We start from the raw sequence: 18,206 nt of genomic DNA, 5'->3' as shown, positions 1-18,206 counted from the left end.
ACCAAATGGTCCCGTGGTGTAGCGGTTAACATGCCTGCCTGTCACGCAGGAGATCGCCGGTTCGATCCCGGTCGGGACCGCCATTTTTTTTAAAAAAGTAGTACATATGTGGCTCAGTAGCTCAGTCGGTAGAGCAAAGGACTGAAAATCCTTGTGTCGGCGGTTCGATTCCGTCCTGAGCCACCATCTTATGCGGATGTAGTTTAGTGGTAAAACCTCAGCCTTCCAAGCTGATGATGAGGGTTCGATTCCCTTCATCCGCTCCAAATTAGGGCCTATAGCTCAGCTGGTTAGAGCGCACGCCTGATAAGCGTGAGGTCGGTGGTTCGAGTCCACTTAGGCCCACCATTCCGCAGTAGCTCAGTGGTAGAGCAATCGGCTGTTAACCGATCGGTCGTAGGTTCGAGTCCTACCTGCGGAGCCATTTATATGGGGAAGTACTCAAGTGGCTCAAGAGGTGCCCCTGCTAAGGGTATAGATCGCGAAAGCGGTGCGAGGGTTCGAATCCCTCCTTCTCCGCCATATATTTGGCCCCTTGGTCAAGCGGTTAAGACACCGCCCTTTCACGGCGGTAACACGGGTTCGAATCCCGTAGGGGTCATACAAAAAAGCTATGTTGCAAGTTCTTAATGAACTAACAACATAGCTTTTTTATTGTTCAGAGAATTATAGAGTTTTGTATTGAGAATGTATTCCCGCCTTGTGATTTCATATTGGACGTAGATCAGTTTTTGATATTCGAAGTCCAGTTTCGTCTAGGGGGAGTCGAGTTGGCAGAATTGGTAGTTCAGTTTTGTCTAGAGGCAGTCCAGTTTTACTCCAAGGTAGCATAGTTTTTAAATAAAGAAGTACATAATTGCTACTATATGAAAGCGACATCCCCGATTGCCTAACAAACTCGAGGATGTCGCTTTTTATATTAAGCTATTCTATTCATACTCCTGGCTATCCAGTTCCGCCTCATATTGTTCGGATGCATCGGATCTGATGAAGCCGCGTGTTTTGCCGCTGATGTCTGTGCCTGTAAACTCCTCAATTGCTTCTGTTGCTCCGTCTTCGATTGTGCTGTTGTATAGTGTGTCATAGCTTTCATGGTCGCCTATAAAGTCTGAAGGGGTCTCAGAGGTGCCAGACTTTGCAATTTCTTGAAAGCTGTCTTCGCCGTCACGTGCTTCTCCAGATCTTCTATCAGCATATGAATTTGGGTTAGCCATAATCAGGATGTCATCCTCAACAGGACGATCATGCGGTACTTCCTGTTCTGTCGCATGGTCAATGCATAGCGTCGTGTAGGGGACGGCTTCGAGTCGTTCAAATGGAATTTCTTTTTGACAGACTTCACAGTTCCCGTAAATGCCGTCTTGCATTGCTTGTAAGGCGTTCTCGACCTTTTCTAACTCAGAGTTAGCATGGACGTGGAGAGCTGCGTCTTTTTCGCGTTCAAACAGTTCTGTGCCCATATCGCCTGGATGGTTGTCATACATCGATAGTTCTCCGGCGGACTCTTGTACACTTTCCTTACTATCTGTTTCTTCTGCTGTTGTTGCCAAATGTTCCTTCATTTCCAGTAACTCTTTTTTTAGTATTGCTTGTTGTTGTTTATTCAGCACGTTTTGTCACGTCCTTTTTGGGAATACCAACAGTATGTGCAAAGTTTGCTGATTTGATTAATAAAAGCCTACAACCGAATTTTATTCGAGGCTGCAGGCTGTTGTTTTAGAATAAATGATTGAAGAGTATACCGAGACCGAGTAACAATCCAAATAATGTGTTTGTCACAGCGGTATTTTTCATAGCAGGCATGACTTCAAGTGGTTGCAAATTTTTTCGGAATACAGTGATGGCAGTTGCTGGCTTTTTGACACTGAGCAAAACGAGAAGGGCCCAAGGTGTAAGGTATCCCAAAATAACCAGTGCTATAATCCAGCCATACGAAATGATGAAAAAGGACATTAAAATAGTAATAGCATTTGAGCGGCCAACAAGTATGGCAAGTGTTCTCCGACCGCCTTCGGTATCTCCTTCAATATCACGGATGTTGTTGGCCAACATGATTCCACCGACGAGCAGCATACTCGGTATAGATAATAGCACGGCTTCTGTCGTGATGGTTCCTGTTTGAAGATAAAAGGCAATGAGAATGAGCAACATGCCCATGACTACGCCAGATACTAGCTCTCCAAAAGGTGTATAAGCGATTGGATATGGACCACCCGTGTAAAAATAGCCCACCATCATCGATAGGACACCAACAACTGCGAGTAGCCATGATGACTCCATACAAATGTAGATGCCGATCAGGACGGAAATTCCGTACAGTAAAAAGGCAAGATTTAATACGGTTTTTGGTTTGACACCATTGCGGACAATTGTACCGCCAATGCCAATGGAATGCTCAGTATCAAGACCGCGCTTGAAATCATAGTATTCGTTAAACATATTTGTCGCCATTTGGATGAAGATACTGGCGGTGAGCATGGCGAAAAATATTGTGAAATTGATGTTTTCTTCTGGTAATGCAATCATTGTACCGAGGAACACAGGTGCAAATGCTGCTGTAAGGGTATGTGGACGCGTCAGTTGCCACCAAATGCGCCACCCTGTATCTGCTTTTATTGTCTGTTGCAAAATTGTTCGCTCCCTATCATTTTGTACTGACTCTATTGTACTCTAAATTCGACAAAGTGGACATGCTGCCTTCTTAATTATGTGCCGAAATGTCGAAAAATCTGTATGCGGTATGATAGTATAAAGGTATAAGCACATAATGAGTTCACTGAATGTACGGAGGGAAAATGATGAACCGGAAGTTGACCGCTACCCGCAAAACTCAATTGAAAATCGAGAATCATACAGTACGATTTTTTACGGAAACCATCGATGCGGGGCGAATTTCACCGCTTGCTTTTTTTGAAGCGGGGGATTCCTGTTACAAAGATAAACGATTTTATTGGCAAAATGCTGATAAGACCATGACACTTGTCGGCATAGGGCATGCCACAGTATTGACGAGTGAAGGCGTGAATGAACGTTTTGCACATATTTCTAGTGCATGGAATACGTTACGTGCTGCGCTTATTAAAGAAGAAAAAGACATGGAGCCTGTGTTATTTGGTGGGTTTTCATTTGATCCGAAAAGTGTGAAGGAAGCTGAATGGAAGATATTCCCATCCGCTTATTTTGTTGTGCCTTCTTTCCAGTTGATCATAAAAAATGGGAAAACTTCTATTTCCATCAACTTAGTGACGGAAAGCTGTGAAGCGGCTGAAGAATTCGAGCAGTTGCGTGAAGAAAGAGATCGTCTTATTCATATTGCACAGGTAGAAGATTTCAACCTTCTGGCAAAGCCAACAGTCGTGTCAATTGAAGAAATTGCGAAGGATGACTATATGCAGGCTGTTGCGGATGTGACGGAAAAAATCAATAACGGCGAAGCTGAGAAAGTGGTCATTGCACGCTCCGTACAGCTAAACTTTGACAATGAAGTGCCGGCTGTCACTGCGCTCCATCATATTTCAAATGAACAGCAGGAAAGTTATCATTTCGGCCTTCAAAAAGATGGCCAATTATTTTTTGGCGCAACCCCAGAACGATTGATCGAAATATCAGCAGGACGAGCGTATTCAGCTTGTGTAGCGGGATCTATTAAACGCGGCAAGTCGGCGGCGGAAGACCGTGCATTCGGTGAGGAACTGCTGGAGGATCATAAAAATCGAGAAGAGCATCAATATGTTGTCAATATGATTTCACAGGTATTTCAAACGTTTTGCACAAACATCACTATGCCAAAAGTACCGAAACTCATGAAAATTCGTGATATCCAGCATTTATTCACACCGATTGAAGGGCAAGTAGAGCAAGGGACTGATATTTTTAGTTTAGTTCAGGCACTTCATCCGACACCTGCACTTGGTGGGGTTCCAACAAATGTGTCGATGGACATGATCCGGTCTGAGGAAAATATGGATCGGGGCTATTATGCTGCACCGATTGGTTGGACGGATACGGCGGGTAATGGGGAATTCGCGGTAGCGATACGTTCTGCATTATTAGACGGTGATCGTGCGTATTTGTACGCAGGCGGTGGAATTGTCGCAGATTCTGATCCGGATCAAGAATATGATGAAACATGGGTTAAATTTAGACCGGTTATGCGGGCTCTTGGGGGAAAATTAAATGGATAACCGGAGTGTATTGACGGATTATGTCCGGCGAATGACCGGGGCGCTGATGAATGCAGGTGTGTCAGCAGTCGTCATTAGTCCAGGCTCACGTTCGACGCCACTGGCCTATGCATTTGCTTCGACTGAGAATCTTGATGTGTATATGCAAGTTGACGAACGTTCCGCGGCTTATTTTGCATTGGGCATTGCGAAGGCATCTGGCAAACCGGTTGTTCTGCTTTGTACATCGGGTACGGCGGCTTCGAATTATCATCCGGCGATTACAGAGGCCTATTATGCGCGCATTCCACTCATTGTTATGACGGCAGACCGTCCGCATGAATTAAGAGAAGTGGGAGCACCGCAAGCGATTGATCAGATTCGTATGTATGGTGAGCATGTGAAATATAGTGTGGACATGCCTTTGCCAGAAGATAATGCGGACATTCATGATTTTATTGATCGCCATGTTAGCCGTGCATTGTCAGTTGCGACAACAGCTCCCAATGGACCGATTCATTTGAATATACCGTTCCGGGAACCCTTGCTAATTGATTTTGATCGAGCAACGCCTACATCGACATTTACTAAACGTTTAACAGGTGTCGCTAGTTTGGATACGGACACAGCACAACTGATCAAGGACATTCTAGCTGTGTCTGAGACAGGAATTATTATAGCTGGAGAACTGCCGGTTGGGGTCGATAAACAAGCTTTTTGGCGATTTGCCGGTGCACTTCAATGGCCGGTGCTATGCGATCCATTATCGAATCTGCGTTCAGAGGTACCCAAGCAGTGTACAGCGTTGTGTATCGATCACTATGACGCTCTGTTGAAAAGTGGTGCCTTCTGTGACAAGGTGATGCCGAACACCGTTATTCGTTTTGGCACGCAACCTGTGTCCAAGTCATTAGCACTTTATTTGAAAAAGGTAAGACCTTCAATTGTTATTGCAGTGGATGAATCGCCGGAGTTTCGAGATTCGCTCGGCGTTGTCACGCATCATATTCAAACTGCACCGGAAGCAATTTTCCCAATGATTGTGGATAAGCCGAAGACAGCTTATACGGAGTTATGGGCTCGCGCGAATCAGTTAGCAACTGATGTGACGAACAGTTATAAGGGAGTCGCGGGTGACGAAGGGATTTTTGCAAAAATGTTAATGGAGTTTTTACCAGCTGGTAGTGATGTCGTCAGTGGCAGCAGTATGCCGATTCGTGATTTCGATACATTTTTCAGGGCAACGACGAAAGATGTAACGATTTTTGCTAATCGAGGAACAAATGGTATTGATGGAGTTGTATCAACGGCATTTGGTATTCAGGCGGCACGCAAGCGATCGACCTGGTTGTATATTGGAGATTTATCGTTTTTACATGATGTTAATGGTTTGATCGTCAGTCGTTTTCATGAAGTGGACTTGACGATTGTCATTATGAATAACGATGGCGGCGGGATTTTCTCTTATCTGCCGCAAGCTGGGGTAACGAATCATTTTGAAGAGTTGTTTGGCACGCCGACTGGTTTGACGTTCAATCATATTGCGGCGATGTATGATGCACAGTATGCGGCAGTGAATACAGTTGAGGAATTTCAGGTTGAGCTTGTACGTGAGAAGAATAAGCCTTTGCGTATCATTGAAGTGTTTTCGGATCGCCAGGTCAATGTGCAGGCACATCGTGAGTTGTGGGCACAGATTACAGATAGGCTTGATAGTGATGTGTGAACGATTGGTTCAGATTCGTGGAATAGACATCCATGTGGCAATGAATGGCGATGATAGCTTGCCGACGGTTGTCTTGTTACATGGTTTCACTGGGAGTACGGTTACTTGGCAGGAGGTCACTGAACTGTTCGAAGGGAAATTCCGCACAGTTGCGATTGATTTAACGGGTCATGGGAAAACGGCAGCACCAGAGGATATTGCGCGTTATTCGATGACACAGCAGGTGGAAGATCTAGAAGCGCTTTTTGACAAGCTGTCGTTGGAGCGATTTGCATTGCTTGGCTATTCCATGGGAGGCCGCGTTGCACTTGCATATGCAGTTCAGTATCCGAGAAGATTGTCGTCACTGATCCTTGAAAGTGCTTCTCCAGGGCTGACAACAGCTAAGGAGCGAGCGAATCGGAAAGCAGCGGATAATCGCTTGGCTGATAAAATTTTAGCAGATGGCTTACCGGCATTTGTTGATTTTTGGGAGAGTATTCCGTTGTTTGATTCACAGAGAGTATTGTCGGAGGAAAAAAAGCAAGCGGTCAGAAATGAACGGCTTAGTCAGCGTGAACTGGGACTTGCGAACAGTTTAAGGGGCATGGGGACAGGTAGTCAACCGTCGTATTGGCAACAGCTCCATACGCTCAATCTTGCTATTTTGCTCATAACGGGGGAACTCGACACGAAATTCGTAAATATTGCCCGGGAAATGATGAGTTATTTCTCACATGCTCGTCATGAAACGATTGTACATGTCGGACATGCAATTCATGTGGAAAATCCCGCTGTGTTTGCTACAATGGTAGAGGAACATATTTTGAAGGGTGCTCAATGAAGGCAGTCGGTGCGACGTCCTGTCGCAACAAAGAGGGATGCAGTTCAATCCCTCTCCACTGCATGCTCGCTTGCTGCGGGTACAATTACGCCGAGGTACAATTGATGGAGTGAAAAACGAGGAGGATTTATTATGACACGTCAATGGGAAACAATTCGTACATACGAAGATATCAAATATGAAAAGTATAGTGGTATCGCAAAAATTACAATTAATCGTCCGGAAGTGCGTAACGCATTCCGTCCAAAAACGGTAATGGAACTTATCGATGCATTTTCACGTGCACGTGATGACGCGAGTATTGGTGTTATTGTTTTGACAGGTGAAGGCGAGAAAGCATTCTGTTCAGGTGGCGATCAATCTGTACGTGGTCATGGTGGCTATGTTGGAGATGACGAAATTCCACGTTTGAATGTACTTGACCTACAACGTCTTATCCGTGTGATTCCGAAGCCAGTTGTGGCGATGGTTGCAGGATATGCAATCGGTGGCGGACACGTGTTACACGTCGTTTGCGACTTGACGATTGCGGCAGACAACGCACGTTTCGGACAAACAGGACCAAAAGTCGGTTCATTCGACGCTGGTTACGGTTCAGGTTACTTGGCACGTATCGTAGGCCATAAGAAAGCACGCGAAATTTGGTTCCTATGCCGTCAATACGACGCACAGGAAGCGCTTGACATGGGGTTAGTCAACACAGTCGTTCCTTATGAGCAACTGGAAGACGAAACCGTTCAATGGTGTGAAGAAATGCTCGGCATGAGCCCGACTGCACTTCGTTTTGTCAAAGCGGCAATGAACGCGGATACAGATGGCCTTGCAGGACTTCAACAATTTGCAGGAGATGCAACGCTTCTGTATTACACAACAGACGAGGCGAAAGAAGGACGCGATTCGTTTAAAGAAAAACGTCAACCGGACTTCGGTCAATTCCCACGTTTCCCTTAATAAACTGGATGATATACAAAGAAAGCTGCCTATTACAGGGCAGCTTTTTGTGAATGGAAGGTGACAAAATGATTCCGAATTGGCTTATGCAACGAGCGTATTTAACGCCAGAGAAAACGGCGCTATCTTTTGGTGATGAAACATGGACATTTGCCGAGCTGAAAAATAAGTCGATGATGCTTGCAAGGAAATTGACAGCGAATGATTTGCAGGAAGGGCAGCGTATTGCATTGCTAGGTCCATCTAATGCAGAGATGGTATTCATCATCCATGCCTGCATGTTAGCAGGACTTGAAATCGTCATGTTGAATAGCCGGCTGACAATAAAAGAATTGGAGTGGCAGCTGGAGGATTCGGGTGCTAGTGCGGTCATTGTTGCAGATGAAATGAGTGAAGTTGTCGCTGATTCAGCTATCCGTCAGCTTCTTTATTCGGCAATTGACCAAAGTGCAGTGCAGCAATTTGACGTTCAAGAACTATGGGCAGCAGATCGGACGATTACGATTATGTATACGTCGGGTACGACAGGATTTCCGAAAGGGGTTCGTCAAACAGCGGGCAATCATGTTTCTAGTGCGCTGTCATCTGTGTTGAATCTTGGATTAAATGAGAAAGATGTCTGGCTTTGTGCGATGCCGTTATTTCACATTAGCGGTTTCTCTATACTCGTTCGCTCCGTTTTATACGGAATGGAAGTTAGGTTATACGAAAAGTTCGATGCGGTTAAGACGGCGGCTGAAATTCGAGAAGGATCGGTGACAAGGATGTCTGTCGTGTCCTTGACGTTGGATAAAATCTTGCGAGAGCTTGAAAAGGATAATGGGTTTGCACATCCTTCCTTCCAAACGATGCTGGCAGGTGGTGGATCAGTGCCTGTTGATTATTTGCAACGGGCGGTGGCACGCAATATTCCTGTGCTGCAAACATATGGTATGACGGAAACGAGTTCGCAGACGGCAACGTTATCGGCAGGCGATGCGATGCGCAAGATGGGCTCCGCGGGTAAGCCATTATTTTTTAATCAAATCAAGATAAAAGATACGGAGAATCCCGGTGACAAAGGTGAAGTATTTATACGGGGTCCGCATGTGACGCCAGGGTATATCGGACGATTTGCAGATGTCAATCCGTTAGAGGATGGATGGTTGCCAACAGGGGATATCGGTTATTTCGACGAAGAAGGTTATTTGTATATTGTCGATCGGCGCTCAGATTTAATTATTTCAGGCGGAGAAAATATTTATCCTGCGGAAATTGAACATGTGCTTGTGGCGCATCCGGGTGTTAGAGAAGCAGGTGTATGTGGGCGAGAGCATACTGAATGGGGAAGTGTTCCGATAGCATTTGTCGTCGCGGAGGATAAAGTGACTGCAGAGGAGTTGCTAATGTTTTGCGAAGAGCGGTTAGCACGTTATAAAGTGCCAAAAGCGTTCCGTTTCGTCGATAAGTTGCCGCGCAATGCGGCGAATAAGTTGTTAAGGCGGGAATTAAGGGAATGGGTGGACTTGGAGTAGAGGGGATTTGGACTGTCAGTGTAACTGCTGGAACTGTCATGGCGATAGCTAAATTAATCTAAATTAAAAAGCTGTTGTGCTCATCGAATTTCTCCAATGTGTACAACAGCTTTTCTGTATCATTCTCCACTCAACGCTTTGCTCAACGTTTCGATATTCCGCTCCATCAAAGAAAAATAGTCTTCCTCATTTTTGACATCGTCCAGCGTCAATACACCCAGATTATGCAGTGTAAGTGCTTCGGCGCCGATTTCCTTGCGGATGACCTCTGTTGGTTTGGATGAAACATTTTGCTCGAATAGGATATAGTGCACGTCCTGTTCCTTAGCCTGTTCAACAAGTTTCGCCAATTGTTTTTGTGAAGGCTCACTTTGCGAGTTCAAGCCGGCGATGGCGACTTGCTCAAGGCCATATGGCTCTGCGATATAACCGAATGCCGCATGAGAGACAAAAAATGTTTTAGATGGGGCATTGGATGCCATCTCTTTGAATTGACCATCAAGTTCGACTAAATCGGCATTCAACTGCTCAAAGTTTTTCTCGAATTCAGCTGCCATTTCAGGTGCTTTGTTAATTAAAGAATTTTTGATGGAATTGGCAAGCTCTACACTTAGTTTTGGTGACATCCAGACATGGGGATCAAGTGGACCATGGTCGTGACCTTCTTCATCATGGCCTTCCTCTTCATGGGCATGCCCTTCATCAAGCATTTCTTCAGAAATACCTTCTGCAGTCGCAACCATTGTGACATGTTCGTTTTTCAATGTCTTTTCTGCGTTTTCTACAAACCCTTCAAGACCAAGACCAATATAGAAGAATAAATCCGAATCTGCAAGTGCCATCATATCTTTTTGAGTCGGATCAAATGTATGCTCATCCGCACCGGGTGGGTAGATTGATTTGACATCGACGTGCTCGCCGCCGATTCGCTCTGTAAAATATTGTAGTGGATAGACAGTAGTGTAAACAGCAAGTTTCTCACTATCGTTTGCTTGTTGTTGTTTATTTGTATCTTTATTGCCGCAAGCAGCAAGTAACAATATCATCAGTAATGACATGACGATAATAATTTTTTTGTTCATAAGTAAATATCCTCCGTTTAGTTAATAGTAATCATTACGATTTAGAAAGCTAGCTTTATTATCATACAAGAGAGTTAAACATTTGGCAACTAAAAAAACGACTCAGCGAAAAATGCTGAACCGTTTCTATTTTTTCCCTGTCTCTTTCTCAGGAACTGGATCAAACCCACCCTCGTGAAATGGATGGCATTTTGAAATGCGGCGTACCGCTAGCCATGAACCTTTTAGCGCCCCATGCTTGTCGATAGCCTCAATCCCATAATGTGAACAGGTTGGATAGAAGCGGCATGATGGCGGCGTTAATGGTGATATGACTTTTTGATAAATTTTGATGATGCCCATTAAGATTGTTTTCAAGTTGATAACTCCCTATTCGTGCTGTCATGTTTAGTCTACTAGCTTTAGAGGTATATGAACAGGGAGATGAATTATATAACAAAAGATGTATAGGATGCTCCATGCATTTCTTAGTGATTGCAATAAATAATCGAATTCCCTTAAAAATGAGCCTGAAACACCGATAATAAGATTGTGAAAGGTGTGATAGCAAATGGATATGAATTCGATAATGGCGAGCCAACTAAAAAGTTTGCAATCGCTTGTACAAATGAGTGTAATGAACCAATCGCTTGCAATGGAGACGAGTGCAATGACAGAGATGCTGGAAGTATTACCTGACCAGCCAGTAGCTCATCCTACTAAAGGCGCTTCGATCGACGTTACAGCGTAAATCGACCACAAACATGCATTCCTAGTAAATGGGGATGCATGTTTTTCTTTGAGGAAGCCATGCTAATAAAAAAAAGGATGGGTTTGCATGGAAACATATAAAATGTACGTGTCAGTCGTAAATCAGCAAGTGTATCATTATCCCGATGATTCACCGTGGGAATATGAAGTTAATGTCACAGAGGAATATGTACCGGTATTCCACCGATTGTTTCACCAGGTGGATCGACTGGAATTCCGTAATTTTCTTAGGTCGCATCTACCATATGTACCTTATCATTATGACAAGGATAACCATGATATAGATTTGCGGACGATGAAGGTCTATGCACTGATTCATGAGTTTACCGATGACAAATCGAAGCGGTTTATTGAGAAGCTACCGTACTTTCGATGAACCTCCCGCCACTTAAAATAAACCATTTTTGAAGTGGGGGTTTCCTACTACATCAACCAAAGCGTTCCAACAAGACTAATGGGTGACACTAGTCTTTTGTTATAAAATACAGGAATCACTTTCTCCGAATACAGTAGGCAACAGCTTATCTAGAGATAAGCAGGGTCGGAACTGACCATCTACTACTTCGTGCACTTAGGCAATCCGTAGATACTTTGTTTGTTTTAAGTTGAAATCCAGCTCTCTGATTTCCCCATAAAATGTTTTGGCAAAGAAATTCGAAGCACCATGAATATCACGATGGTTCGAGTAGCCACATGGGCATTTATACAATCTCGAAGACACTTTACGTTTCTTCGCACAACAAGGACATTGTTGGGTTGTATAGTTTTCATCGTGTTTCTCGATTTTAATTTTTTCAACTTCTAATTTGTACTTCAAATAGGCGTATAATTTACCAAAAGACCAATTCGATAGTTTTTGGTTCGTCGTTCGACGCCGAACCTTTTTCTTTTTACAACGAGAAGTATTGCGTTGCACTCCGTCTATATCGCCAAACGCTACTTCTTTCACCTCATTTTCAACGCACCAATTGACAAATTGGTGCGTCGTTTTATGAAGCCCATCTTGGAGCTGTTTTTCACTTTTGGAAAGCACATATTTTTTCGCTCGGTTATATTTTATCCACTGCTTAGAGCCTTTTGTGCACTTGCTCATTTTCCTTTGTAGTTCAGCAAGCCTTTTATTACGCAACCGATGAATCGAGCGAAGTTTACGACCTGTCAGGATAATATTTTCACCATTCTCTGCCACTGCCGCAATGGTGTGCACTTCACCGACATCAATAGCTGCTCGATTTTCAAAGGTATGTTCTTTAATTATTTGATTATTTTCATAAGCAATTGATAACAGGAGTTGTCTATCAAAAATCAATTCAATTTCTTTGATTTGACCTACCGGGACTTCTTTTATCCAGACGGTGAGAGGGGCTTGTCTTTTACCCTCAAAAATGCCCATCGATAATTCGATTTTACCGTTTTCAAACACTTTGAATCCATTGTTGGCCCATTTTGTGTTAAAGTACTTTTTTTGCTTATATGGATATTTGTTTTTATATCCTACTTTTCTAGCTTTATTTGTCGCATCTCGGGCAAATAAATACTTATGGCAGACAGCTTGGACAGATTGGGAATGAATAGGAAACATCCCTTTTGTCTGCTTTTGCAACTCGCTTTTTGTGATCCATTTACCCGTTTTCAGATGAGTTTCTTTTGAAAGCTCCAGACATTGATTCCATACTTCACCTGAAACTCGATTACACAGGAATAATCGGTCAATGGTTTCCTTATGTGCTCGAAAAGATATTTTCATACTGCGGATCATTTTTATCCCTCCACTCCTTATTAGCTGAGTATTCCCGCAATTTATTATACCATAAAATGAAACAAATGTTCTTAGTAATGTTGCATCAAAAGCAAGTATTCATTTCTTTCCTATGCCTCTCTTTGATGAAGTAGGATTTTGCACTGATATGTTAAACTAAAGGAAAGGACGTGATTGTGATGCTGACATTTAACGATGTTAACGGTGGGCGTGTGGAGCTGACATTCGAGGACAATCACCTTGGCATGGAGGCTCGACATGTGCTTGTCGTACTAAAATATAATGGGAAATGGTTGTTGACGCAGCATTCGATTCGAGGCATTGAATTTCCTGGAGGCAAGGCGGAGGAGGGCGAATCCATTGAGCAAGCGGCCATTCGTGAAACGATGGAAGAAACGGGCGTGACGATTACGGATCTTGTCAAAATAGCCGAATATGTCGTGCACAGTGACAGTACATTTTGTAAGGCGGTATTTACCGGAAAAGTGATGCAGATTGACGAACAGCCCATGCTGCATGAAACGGAAGGCGCGATATGGCTGACGAGCGACGAATTGAATCGATGCGCGGAATTGAGTTTTCATATGAAGGGAACGGGAATGGAAATCATTAGAGAGCGAGCAGAAGAGCATGAGTCATGATGGCACGATTGTTCATCGTAGGCCGTATCCTTCGCCAAATCCTCATGTTGCGCTGGAGGAAATTACTTATTGGTCGGATGGCTTGAAGGTCAAGGGGCTGATGGCGGAACCGATAGCCGAAGGGAGCTATGAAGGCATCCTCTATTTGCGAGGTGGTATGCAGCACGTGGGCATGGTTCGTCCCGCACGTATTGCGCAGTTCGCGTCACAAGGCTTTGTGGTATTTGCGCCGTATTACCGTGGTAATCGTGGCGGCGAGGGACGTGATGAGTTTGCGGGTGCCGATCGTCAGGATGCGGTGAATGCGGTAGATGTGTTGAAGCAACATCCGAAAATGAATGCAGAACAAATCCACTTGTTTGCCTTTTCACGCGGGGGCATCATGGCATTGTGGACCGCTATTTTACGTGATGATATTGCATCCGTGGTTACCTGGGCAGGTGTGTCTGACGTCGTCTTTACATATAAGGAACGAAAAGATATGCGGCGTATGATGAAGCGGGTCATTGGCGGAACGCCGAACAATATGCCAGACGAATACCGAGAGCGAACAGTTTTGTTTCGTGTCCAAGACATTGAAGCACCTGTCCTTATTATCCATGGTATGGAGGATAACAATGTATCCTTTCAACAGGCGTTGTTATTAGAAGATGCCCTTCGCCAACATGACAAAGTCTACGCCACATGGTACTTTCAGGAGTATACGCATTTCATCCCCCCGGTGATGAATGCCCAGTTGGTGCGTGATTTATGTATGTGGATGCGGAAACAGTCTGTCCAATAGTAGAACACAAAAGTAAGGAAATCATTTTTCATCCCCAAAAAGATGAAATAAAATCCTTTTTCGAAGGAAATACAATAGTTAATCTATTCAAATAAACGAAAAAAGTGTAGCACATGTGGAATGTGCTACACTTTTTTATATTTTTAAGCAGTAGGTCCGCCTTTAAGAGAAATCGCTTCAGAAACTGTACCGAATTTCTTGAAGTTTTCGCGGAATAGGTCTGCTAATTCGTTTGCTTTTGCATCGTAAGCAGTGCCGTCAGCCCATGCATTGCGTGGGTTTAATACTTCTGATGGAACGCCTTCGATGGCAGTAGGCATTTCTAGACCAAATACATCGTTTGTTGTTGTTTCAACATCATTTAATTGTCCTGCGAGTGCTGCACGTACCATTGCGCGTGTGTGTTTCAGATCCATCCGTTTTCCAATACCATAGCCGCCGCCAGTCCAGCCTGTGTTGACTAGGAATACTTGTGCGCCATGCTCGTCGATTTTCTTGCCAAGCATTTCAGCGTAGACTGTCGCATGCAATGGTAGGAACGGTGAACCGAAGCATGTTGAGAACGTTGCTTCTGGTGACGTAATACCACGCTCAGTTCCTGCAAGCTTGGATGTGAAGCCGCTTAGGAAGTGGTACATTGCCTGTTCTTTCGTTAATTTTGAGATTGGAGGCAACACGCCGAATGCGTCCGCCGTTAAGAAAATAATCGTTTTCGGATGACCCGCAACAGAAGGATCGACGATATTATCGATGGCTTGAATTGGGTAAGCTGCACGTGTATTTTCAGTTAATGAACCATCATTGTAATCAGGAATACGAGTATCTGGATCGACAACAACATTTTCCAAAACCGCACCGAAACGAATAGCACCAAAGATTTCAGGTTCTTTTTCTTGTGATAAATTAATGCATTTCGCGTAGCAACCGCCTTCAATATTGAAGACACCATCATCAGACCAACCATGCTCATCGTCACCGATTAGCTTACGATCTGCATCGGCAGAAAGCGTTGTTTTCCCTGTGCCAGAAAGACCAAAGAACAAAGCAACATCGCCTTCTTCCCCAACGTTTGCGGAGCAATGCATCGGCATAATGTCGTTTTCAGGAAGTAGGTAGTTCATGATAGAGAAGATTGATTTTTTCATTTCACCGGCGTATTCAGTTCCGCCTATTAAAACAATGCGTTTTTCCATTGACACAATGATGAATGTCTCAGAATTAGTGCCGTCAATAGCTGGATCTGCTTTGAAGGTAGGAGCTGAAACGATTGTGAATTGTGCTTCATGTGTCTGCAATTCTTCTTGAGTTGGACGGATGAATAAGTTATGAACGAACAGGTTATGCCATGCAAATTCATTGACGACTTGAATAGCAAGGCGTGAAGCGGGATCAGCACCGGCAAACCCTTTGAAGACAAACAGCTCATCACGTTCTTTCAAATGGTTAATGACTTTGCTATATAATGAATCGAAAATAGCTGATGAGATTGGGCGATTGACGCTGCCCCAATCGATTTTATCTTTAGAGGAGGCTTCTTCGACGATGTATTTATCCTTCGGAGAGCGACCTGTATACTTGCCTGTTTGTGCCGTAACTGCACCATCTGCAGTTAATTGTGCTTCTCCGCGCGCTGTTGCTTTTTCAACTAGTTGTGGAACAGAAAGCTGTAAGTTGACATTTTTACCTAAAAGGAGATCCTTAAGTTTGTCGTTCATTTTAGCTGATATCATAGTCATGTACCATCCTTTTCGTGTGGTCCCATTCAGTGGGTGACATCACATTTTTAATTAGTATAACACATTAAGAATAATAGTCTATACTAATACGAACTGCAACTAATTATATGCCACTAATCAAATTTAATTGACAAAAATCGATATTTTACGTAGTATGGATAGTTGAACGGATACTCTTATCCCGAGCTGGTGGAGGGGTCAGGCCCTATGAAACCCGGCAACCTGCAAAGACATGTTTGTCTGCGCGAAGGTGCCAAACCTGTAGCAAGGTATTTATCTGGAGACGGATTAATATTTTGTATGATAAGAGTGAAAGGTGCTTTCGAAATCATGCCCTTCACTCATGTAGTTTATACGTGAGTGAAGGGCTTTTATCTTTGTTCAGCAGGTATACAATACCTGCTGAACAAAGATAAAGCCTCCGGCGGATGTCACAAATTTTGAAGGGAGTTAATTGCGTGAGCGCAATTCAAAATTTGGACGCAATTACGCCGAGGCGTAATTGATTTTATATGATATCGCCCTTTATCCTCGTGTATAGAGCTCGCAATGGCTTGTAGTCTATTTTTTTAAGGACTCTACATGGGACATATGAGTACCGTATCAATCTCGTAGGATATAAGGAGGAAGTAAAAATGACAAATCGTCGATTATTTACATCAGAATCAGTAACTGAGGGACATCCAGATAAAATGTGTGACCAGATTTCGGATGCTATTTTAGATGCAATTTTAATGGAAGATCCAAATGCACGCGTGGCGTGTGAAACAACAATTACAACTGGACTTGTCTTAGTGGCAGGGGAAATCACAACAACTACTTATGTGGATATTCCAAAAGTAGTGCGTGAAACGGTGAAAGAAATTGGCTACACACGTGCAAAATTTGGTTTTGACTGGGAAACATCAGCAGTCCTTACTGCGATTGACGAACAATCAGCTGACATTGCTGCGGGCGTTGACCAAGCACTTGAAGCACGCGAAGGTTCTATGACAGACGATGAACTTGAAGCAATTGGTGCAGGTGACCAAGGGTTGATGTTCGGTTATGCTTGTAATGAAACACCAGAATTGATGCCGTTACCAATCAGTTTGGCACATAAATTGTCACGTCGTCTTGCACAAGTGCGTAAAGAGGAAACGCTAGATTACTTGCGCCCTGATGGGAAAACGCAAGTAACAGTTGAGTATGATGAACAGAATAATCCAGTTCGAATCGATACAATCGTCATTTCAACGCAACATCACCCAGAAGTGACGCTTGAGAAAATTCAACATGACATAAAGGAAGTTGTCATTGACGTGGTTGTACCAGCGGAATTGATTGATAACAACACGAAATACTTTATTAACCCAACAGGCCGTTTTGTGATTGGTGGACCACAAGGTGATGCGGGTCTAACAGGCCGCAAGATTATCGTGGACACATACGGTGGCTATGCACGTCACGGTGGCGGTGCATTCTCTGGGAAAGATGCAACAAAAGTGGACCGTTCCGCTTCATATGCAGCTCGTTATGTGGCGAAAAATATCGTTGCTGCCGGACTTGCAGACCGTTGTGAAGTCCAACTTGCTTACGCAATCGGCGTAGCACAACCTGTATCGATTTCGATTGATACATTCGGAACAGGCACAGTAGCAGAAAGTAAATTGGTGGAGCTTGTACGTGGATTATTCGATCTTCGTCCAGCTGGCATCATCAAAATGCTTGACCTACGTCGTCCAATTTATAAACAAACAGCTGCTTATGGTCACTTTGGTCGTACAGACATCGAATTGCCATGGGAGCAAACAGATAGAGCTGCAGCTTTGAAAGAGCAAGCGGCGCAGTAATTGACATGGAAAAAGCACAGTGAGTGGGTAGAACCCGCTTGCTGTGCTTTTTTTAATATAAAACTGGCCCATATGGTAAGGTAAAACTATTCTGATTATATTTCGTATATATTAATAGGAAATACGAATAAAAGTGTGAAAGAAGCGGCTGAAGGCGGATAAAATCATACGTCTTGTTTAGACTTTACTGGTAACCGTGGTTTTTGCTTCAATGTTCATTACTGCTACAGACAGTAAAATCGTCATATCTATTATCCAGAACACTTCTTAAAGTGTATCAAGTAGGTTGGGTGGATTGATTTGGATCATTGTTGTGATGTTATTAATCCTGCATAAACCTAAGCCTAAGCTTGAATAATGAGCTAGCCTAGAGTAAGAAACTTCAACTAAAAAGGAGAAATCATGATGTCACTCAGTTTTATCGGCTTGGTTTTATTACTAGGCG

The 18,206-nt window shown here is 43.7% G+C and carries 16 protein-coding genes, 7 tRNA genes and 1 riboswitch; of the genes, 17 read left to right on the top strand and 6 right to left on the bottom strand.

The window, feature by feature from the left end:
* The first annotated feature begins 7 nt into the window (after nucleotides 1-7).
* From R2B72_RS15780 to R2B72_RS15750, 7 genes are all read left to right on the top strand, one after another.
* A tRNA-Asp gene (locus R2B72_RS15780) sits at nucleotides 8-83 on the top strand.
* Nucleotides 84-110: 27 nt separating this feature from the next.
* Nucleotides 111-186 (top strand) — tRNA-Phe (locus R2B72_RS15775).
* Between the two features lie 6 nt (nucleotides 187-192).
* Nucleotides 193-266, top strand: a tRNA-Gly gene (locus R2B72_RS15770).
* 5 nt (nucleotides 267-271) lie between these two features.
* Nucleotides 272-348 (top strand) — tRNA-Ile (locus R2B72_RS15765).
* Between the two features lies 1 nt (nucleotide 349).
* A tRNA-Asn gene (locus R2B72_RS15760) sits at nucleotides 350-424 on the top strand.
* Between the two features lie 7 nt (nucleotides 425-431).
* Nucleotides 432-522: transfer RNA gene (locus tag R2B72_RS15755), tRNA-Ser, on the top strand.
* A 7-nt stretch (nucleotides 523-529) separates the two neighbouring features.
* Nucleotides 530-601, top strand: a tRNA-Glu gene (locus R2B72_RS15750).
* A gap of 328 nt (nucleotides 602-929) precedes the next feature.
* Here the strand turns inward: R2B72_RS15750 and R2B72_RS15745 are convergent.
* Both R2B72_RS15745 and R2B72_RS15740 read right to left on the bottom strand, forming a co-directional pair.
* Nucleotides 930-1,610, bottom strand: a complete 681-nt coding sequence (locus R2B72_RS15745; RefSeq protein ID WP_318617680.1) for a TraR/DksA C4-type zinc finger protein — start codon at nucleotides 1,608-1,610, stop codon at nucleotides 930-932.
* A gap of 106 nt (nucleotides 1,611-1,716) precedes the next feature.
* Complete coding sequence (locus R2B72_RS15740) at nucleotides 1,717-2,628, bottom strand: 1,4-dihydroxy-2-naphthoate polyprenyltransferase (protein WP_318617679.1); 912 nt, start codon at nucleotides 2,626-2,628, stop codon at nucleotides 1,717-1,719.
* Nucleotides 2,629-2,798: 170 nt separating this feature from the next.
* On the opposite strand from R2B72_RS15740, the gene R2B72_RS15735 reads away from it, so the two are divergent.
* The 5 genes from R2B72_RS15735 to R2B72_RS15715 all read left to right on the top strand — a co-directional run bounded on the left by R2B72_RS15735 (nucleotide 2,799) and on the right by R2B72_RS15715 (nucleotide 9,177).
* Nucleotides 2,799-4,184, top strand: a complete 1,386-nt coding sequence (locus R2B72_RS15735) for an isochorismate synthase (RefSeq protein WP_318617678.1) — start codon at nucleotides 2,799-2,801, stop codon at nucleotides 4,182-4,184.
* The gene (gene menD / locus R2B72_RS15730; protein ID WP_318617677.1) at nucleotides 4,177-5,889 is read left to right on the top strand and encodes a 2-succinyl-5-enolpyruvyl-6-hydroxy-3-cyclohexene-1-carboxylic-acid synthase; all 1,713 of its coding nucleotides are present in this window, start codon (nucleotides 4,177-4,179) and stop codon (nucleotides 5,887-5,889) included. Before R2B72_RS15735 ends, menD begins: the two co-directional genes overlap by 8 nt.
* Before the next feature lie 4 nt (nucleotides 5,890-5,893).
* The gene (menH, locus tag R2B72_RS15725) at nucleotides 5,894-6,712 is read left to right on the top strand and encodes a 2-succinyl-6-hydroxy-2,4-cyclohexadiene-1-carboxylate synthase (RefSeq protein ID WP_318617675.1); all 819 of its coding nucleotides are present in this window, start codon (nucleotides 5,894-5,896) and stop codon (nucleotides 6,710-6,712) included.
* A gap of 132 nt (nucleotides 6,713-6,844) precedes the next feature.
* Nucleotides 6,845-7,663, top strand: a complete 819-nt coding sequence (menB, locus tag R2B72_RS15720; RefSeq protein ID WP_318617673.1) for a 1,4-dihydroxy-2-naphthoyl-CoA synthase — start codon at nucleotides 6,845-6,847, stop codon at nucleotides 7,661-7,663.
* Nucleotides 7,664-7,731: 68 nt separating this feature from the next.
* The gene (locus R2B72_RS15715) at nucleotides 7,732-9,177 is read left to right on the top strand and encodes an o-succinylbenzoate--CoA ligase (protein WP_318617672.1); all 1,446 of its coding nucleotides are present in this window, start codon (nucleotides 7,732-7,734) and stop codon (nucleotides 9,175-9,177) included.
* A gap of 119 nt (nucleotides 9,178-9,296) precedes the next feature.
* Here the strand turns inward: R2B72_RS15715 and R2B72_RS15710 are convergent, their stop codons facing one another.
* Complete coding sequence (locus R2B72_RS15710; RefSeq protein ID WP_318617670.1) at nucleotides 9,297-10,259, bottom strand: metal ABC transporter solute-binding protein, Zn/Mn family; 963 nt, start codon at nucleotides 10,257-10,259, stop codon at nucleotides 9,297-9,299.
* A gap of 126 nt (nucleotides 10,260-10,385) precedes the next feature.
* A complete protein-coding gene (gene yidD, locus R2B72_RS15705) occupies nucleotides 10,386-10,616 on the bottom strand; it encodes a membrane protein insertion efficiency factor YidD (RefSeq protein WP_318617667.1) in 231 nt (76 codons plus the stop codon).
* A gap of 193 nt (nucleotides 10,617-10,809) precedes the next feature.
* Here yidD and R2B72_RS15700 point away from each other — a divergent pair, with 193 nt between their 5' ends.
* The gene (locus R2B72_RS15700) at nucleotides 10,810-10,989 is read left to right on the top strand and encodes a putative motility protein (RefSeq protein WP_318617665.1); all 180 of its coding nucleotides are present in this window, start codon (nucleotides 10,810-10,812) and stop codon (nucleotides 10,987-10,989) included.
* A gap of 87 nt (nucleotides 10,990-11,076) precedes the next feature.
* Nucleotides 11,077-11,385, top strand: coding sequence for a transposase (locus R2B72_RS15695; RefSeq protein ID WP_318617662.1), 309 nt, complete (start codon nucleotides 11,077-11,079; stop codon nucleotides 11,383-11,385).
* Between the two features lie 195 nt (nucleotides 11,386-11,580).
* On the opposite strand, the gene R2B72_RS15690 is transcribed toward R2B72_RS15695, so the two are convergent.
* Nucleotides 11,581-12,768, bottom strand: coding sequence for a transposase (locus R2B72_RS15690; protein WP_318617660.1), 1,188 nt, complete (start codon nucleotides 12,766-12,768; stop codon nucleotides 11,581-11,583).
* Nucleotides 12,769-12,947: 179 nt separating this feature from the next.
* On the opposite strand from R2B72_RS15690, the gene R2B72_RS15685 reads away from it, so the two are divergent.
* Nucleotides 12,948-13,409, top strand: coding sequence for an NUDIX hydrolase (locus R2B72_RS15685; protein WP_318617658.1), 462 nt, complete (start codon nucleotides 12,948-12,950; stop codon nucleotides 13,407-13,409).
* Nucleotides 13,399-14,193 (top strand): alpha/beta hydrolase family protein, encoded by a 795-nt coding sequence (locus R2B72_RS15680; protein ID WP_318617656.1) that lies wholly within the window; start codon nucleotides 13,399-13,401, stop codon nucleotides 14,191-14,193. Before R2B72_RS15685 ends, R2B72_RS15680 begins: the two co-directional genes overlap by 11 nt.
* A 143-nt stretch (nucleotides 14,194-14,336) precedes the next feature.
* Here the strand turns inward: R2B72_RS15680 and pckA are convergent, their stop codons facing one another.
* Nucleotides 14,337-15,923 (bottom strand): phosphoenolpyruvate carboxykinase (ATP), encoded by a 1,587-nt coding sequence (pckA, locus tag R2B72_RS15675; RefSeq protein WP_318617682.1) that lies wholly within the window; start codon nucleotides 15,921-15,923, stop codon nucleotides 14,337-14,339.
* Nucleotides 15,924-16,102: 179 nt separating this feature from the next.
* A riboswitch (SAM riboswitch) is annotated at nucleotides 16,103-16,239 on the top strand.
* 325 nt (nucleotides 16,240-16,564) lie between these two features.
* Between pckA and metK the strand changes: the two genes are divergently transcribed.
* Complete coding sequence (gene metK, locus R2B72_RS15670; protein ID WP_318617655.1) at nucleotides 16,565-17,761, top strand: methionine adenosyltransferase; 1,197 nt, start codon at nucleotides 16,565-16,567, stop codon at nucleotides 17,759-17,761.
* The last annotated feature ends 445 nt before the right edge of the window (nucleotides 17,762-18,206 follow it).

This window comes from Sporosarcina sp. YIM B06819 (genome assembly GCF_033485175.1).
Classification (GTDB): Bacteria; Bacillota; Bacilli; order Bacillales_A; family Planococcaceae; genus Sporosarcina.
The sequence above is the reverse complement of the archived record's forward strand: the minus strand, read 5'-3'. Positions and strand labels throughout refer to the sequence as shown.